The organism is bacterium, from assembly GCA_040755795.1.
Taxonomy (GTDB): Bacteria; UBA9089; CG2-30-40-21; order CG2-30-40-21; family SBAY01; genus JBFLXS01.
Genome location: JBFLXS010000333.1, coordinates 1 through 4,600 on the forward strand (window position 1 = coordinate 1; position 4,600 = coordinate 4,600).

5 protein-coding genes are annotated in these 4,600 nt (G+C 36.6%); all 5 read left to right on the plus strand.

Annotated elements, in window-relative coordinates:
• Positions 1–343 precede the first annotated feature (343 nt).
• Positions 344–1,294 carry a polyprenyl synthetase family protein gene (locus AB1414_15985; protein MEW6608919.1) on the plus strand — a complete coding sequence of 317 codons (951 nt, stop codon included), beginning with the start codon at positions 344–346 and terminating at the stop codon, positions 1,292–1,294.
• Between the two features lie 450 nt (positions 1,295–1,744).
• Positions 1,745–2,101 (plus strand): NADH-quinone oxidoreductase subunit A, encoded by a 357-nt coding sequence (locus tag AB1414_15990; GenBank protein ID MEW6608920.1) that lies wholly within the window; start codon positions 1,745–1,747, stop codon positions 2,099–2,101.
• Positions 2,102–2,208: 107 nt separating this feature from the next.
• Positions 2,209–2,592: a four helix bundle protein gene (locus tag AB1414_15995; protein ID MEW6608921.1), complete on the plus strand. Its 384-nt coding sequence runs from the start codon at positions 2,209–2,211 to the stop codon at positions 2,590–2,592.
• A 69-nt stretch (positions 2,593–2,661) separates the two neighbouring features.
• Entirely contained in the window at positions 2,662–3,177 is a 516-nt protein-coding gene (locus AB1414_16000) for an NADH-quinone oxidoreductase subunit B family protein (protein ID MEW6608922.1), read from the plus strand.
• 616 nt (positions 3,178–3,793) lie between these two features.
• On the plus strand, positions 3,794–4,249 hold the full coding sequence (locus AB1414_16005; protein ID MEW6608923.1) for an NADH-quinone oxidoreductase subunit C: 456 nt from the start codon (positions 3,794–3,796) through the stop codon (positions 4,247–4,249).
• Positions 4,250–4,600 lie beyond the last annotated feature (351 nt).

Below are 4,600 nucleotides of genomic sequence, written 5' to 3' on the forward strand. Positions count from 1 at the left end.
CCGTAAAAGCTGATTAAATCAGAAGAGTGAACACATTTTTAAGGCTGGAGGCTCTAAATGCTTTATAACTGCTGGTAAAATCATAAACTACAGTTGATTGTGGAATTTAGATGCGTTTGCCCTGAGACAGGTGGAAAAAAATCTTGACAAAATTAGTATCCTTTTGATAAAATTAATTACTTAGTTTTTTTGTTATTTACCCAGGTGAACTGAAACAGTAGGTCCAGGATTTAAGGACAAGGAGTAAGGGGGGTATTTTCTACCTTGCTCATGGAACCTTGAACCTAACACTTCAGAGGGCTAAATAGTTACATCTTTTTTTGATTAATGGAAAGAGAAAAATATGGATTTTTTCAAGATTATAAACGAAGAAATTAATGAAATTGAGGCCGTCTTAAAAGAAAAGACCTTGTCTGATATTGAGTTTTTATTTAATTCCTCATCTTATATTTTAAAATCAGGGGGTAAAAAATTAAGACCGGTTTTACTTGTTCTTTCGGCAAAGGCGTGTAATTTTAATGGTGGAAAAAGATATATTAATCTTGCCTGTGCATTAGAACTTATTCATACCGCTACACTTATTCACGATGATGTGATTGATGAAGCAACACTACGACGAGGCAAACAAACACTTAATTCTAAATATGATAATAAATTGTCCATCCTCCTGGGTGATTATTTGTATAGTAAGGCGGTTGGGTTGATTATCTCAGATGGCGAGAAAAGAATAATGGAGATAGTGGCAGATACTGTTTCTCAAATATGTGAAGGAGAAATTTTACAAACCCTGAAGGCAAATACATTACCCAAAGAGCATGAATATTTGAATATGGTGGAGAAAAAAACCGCAATCTTTTTTTCTGCCTGCTGTAAAATTGGGGGATTAATTAGTGGGGTTTCACAACAAACAGTAGATTCATTAGCTTCTTATGGACTTAATCTGGGCACTGCCTTTCAGATTACAGATGATATATTAGATTTAATCTCAGATGAGGTAAAAACTGGTAAGTCAACGAAAAATGACCTGTTAAATGGTAAATTTACATTACCAGTAATATATGCCGCAAACTATTCAACCCCAACGGAACTAAAAATTTTAACTAATAGAAGTGAAAAAGAAAATATCCTGAAATTAATTAGGAAATATGGGGGTTTGGAATATTCACAAAACAGGGCAAAAAATTATGTTGATGTAGCTAAACAAACCCTTAATTCACTGGATAATAATCAATATAAAGATGCCTTGCTAAACCTGGCAGATTATACTATGGAAAGAGTAGAAAGTAATCAGTAAAAATCTGGTAATTGTTTGTCCATCTGAAGTGAGAATTAGTATTCTTTGCGTCCTGGCGAGAAATATGAAAGTTTTCTCTGCCTTCTCAAGAATTTAGTTTAATCTATTTTGTGTTTCTTCTCTGTGTCTCTGCGGTTAAATACTACCCCATTGAGACTTATGGGTAAGTTTCACAAAAAAATCTTGACAGAAATAAGGTATTATGGTATATTCTTAAAAACAGCAAACTATTTCCACCTGCGCGATTAGACTAATTCATCGCAGAGACGCAAAGGAAAAATAAATGTAAAATGTAAAATAGGAAATGAAAAATGGGAAATTTTAGGACTTCGCAAGACTCATTACCTTTTTTCAGTTATACATTTTCATTGGACATTATCCATTTTACATTTAACTGCACAGGTTGAAATTTATCCGAGGGTATTGTGAAAGAAAGAGGAGAAAATTAATATGCTTGAAGATTATACCTGGGTAGCGTTATTTTTAGTCGTGGGAATTGTTTTTGTGGCAGGTGGATTTATTGCTAACTGGATTGCCAGACCTTCGAATCCATCAGACCGCAAAAGCTCTACCTACGAATGTGGTGAAGAACCTGTCGGCACTTCCTGGATACAATTCAATATCAGATACTATTTATTTGCCTTGATTTTTGTTATATTTGATGTTGAAGTTGTATTTTTATTCCCCTGGGCAGTGGTATTTAAGGAACTTGGACTATTTGCATTTGTTGAAATGATAATTTTTATCGCTATTCTTGTTATCGGACTTATTTATGCCTGGCGCAAGGGAATATTGAAATGGGTGTAGTTATGGGCGAGGGGCGAGATGATAGTTGCAAGGGGAAAATAGAGGCGAGAGGCAAGATGTTAGGAACAAGGGAAAAACAGGAATGAATTAGTTGGGAGGGGAGGAGTATGAATAGAGAAATAAAACATTTTACGGATTTAGAAGTGTGGCGTCGAGCACACCAATTATTTTTGGATCTATTGAATGATATTAAAGAATTCCCTAAAAATATAGTAAGTCAAATAATCATTGGGCAAATGATTAGAAGTGTAGGGTCTATTAGTGCTAATATTGCAGAGGGGTTTAATTCAAGAAGTACTAAGCAATATATAAATTATCTTGATATATCACGAAGGTCAACAGCAGAAACTGAAAATTGGTACTATAAAGTAAGAGATGCAAATTATCTTTCGAAGAATATATGTTTAAAAAGAATAAAGGAATGTATAGAGATAAGTAAAATGCTTTATGGATTAATGAATAGCCTGGATAAGGGGCGAGGGGCGAGATGATAGTTGCAAGGGGAAATTTACTCGTCCCTAACATCTCGCATCTCGCAACTAAAATTCCTGGAGGTAAACATGGGATTACTTGAGAAAGTTGGACCAATCGTAGAAAAATTACCAGGTGGACAGATTATTTTAGTGCCAGCCGATTTTATCATCAACTGGGCAAGACGCTCTTCACTCTGGCCTATGACCTTTGGATTGGCTTGCTGTGCTATCGAGATGATGGCGGCGGGTGCCTCTCGATATGATTTAGATAGGTTTGGTGCAGGTGTATTCCGTCCCTCACCCAGACAATCTGATGTGATGATTGTTGCCGGCACGGTTACTCATAAAATGGCGACGCGACTTAAATTGCTTTACGACCAGATGCCAGAACCCAAATGGGTTATCTCAATGGGTAGTTGTGCTAATTCCGGCGGTGTATTTAATACCTATAATGTCGTTCAGGGAGTTGATAAGATAGTTCCTGTAGATGTCTATGTTCCGGGTTGTCCTCCAAGACCTGAGGCACTTTTATACGGCTTTTTAAAATTACAAGATAAGATTAAAAAGATGAGTATAGCAAGAAAAGTAGGGAGTAGGGAGTAGGGAGTAGAGAGGAGAGAGGAGAGAGGAGAGAGAAAATCACCTTGCTACTCGTTACTATTTTTAGGAGAACAGGCATGAGCCAAGGCTCACAAAGGGCAATGAAAATGGGAGAAGGACAACCCCCTAACCCCCTTTATTAAGGGGGAATTGCTGAGAGTCTCTTTCTTCCCGAGTCCCGAATCCCGTGTCCCGATTTTCAGGAGAAACGCTCATGCCCACAAGAAGTGGGCACAAAGGAAGATGAAAGTAAGTAGTAAGCGGATTTAGCGGATTGAGCAGATAAAAAACAGAAAAGAAATCCGATTAATCCGCTCAATCCGATTACTAAAAAATAAAAAATCTGTGTCCTCTGCGGTAAAATCTTGCGGATTATTTTCAGGGGAAAGGAAGTTTCACGCCAAGCACGCAAAGAACGCAAAGGGAAATAAGGGAAAAAATTACCTTTGTGTCCTTTGCGTGAAAAAACTATTTTCAGGGGAAACACTCATGAACCGTTGGTTCACAAATGAGGATGAAAATAGTAGGTAGGAGATAGAAGGTGGGAGATAGGGAGATAAGCGTGAGTAGTGGTGTTTTCTTTACTTTCTACTCTCTACTTCCTATTTTCAGGGGAAAAATGACTAATCAAGAAATAACAAAAATTATTAAAGATAAATTTAAAAAGGATATCTTGAAGGTAGAAACTGAACCTGATTTGACTATTTATGTCTCAGATGACAGGATATTACAAATTTGTCAATTCCTTCACGACGATGAAGAGTTGAATTTTGTGTATTTATCGGATATTTCGGGTGTGGATTATTCAGAACGAATGCCGCGATTTGATGTCGTTTATCATCTTTATTCGATAGAGAAAAATCATCGAATAAGAATAAAAACAGCGGTTGGAGATGGTGAGAGTATTTCTTCTGTTACTGGAATCTGGCAAGGTGCGAATTGGTTTGAACGAGAGGTATATGACTTATTTGGTGTTGAATTTGAAAATCACCCTGACCTGCGAAGAATTTTACTGCCTGATGATTGGCAAGGACATCCTTTGCGAAAGGATTATCCTCTGGAGGCAATCAAATGAAAGAGTAACCGTTCACTGCAGAGCGGTGAACAGTTACTGACTTTTTTTATAGATTATCTAATCTGGAGTTTCGTGAATTTTCTATGATTCCTTTCTTATTTAATCTTTGCGTTCTTTGCGGTCGATTTCTTTGCGTTCTTTGCGGTTAAAAAAGGATAAATCGCAAAGGGCACAAAGGGAAGAAAATAGGTGAAGCATTTTTTATCAACTCAACTTCAAAGAATAAGTTGCAAAAAAATCATCAGGCTTTTGAGCCTAATTTTGCCATCTTTGAGCAAAATAAACAGATTGATAAGGATAAAGAGAACTTTAGATAACCTCAATAGTAGCATAAAATTTACGAAAGTCCAG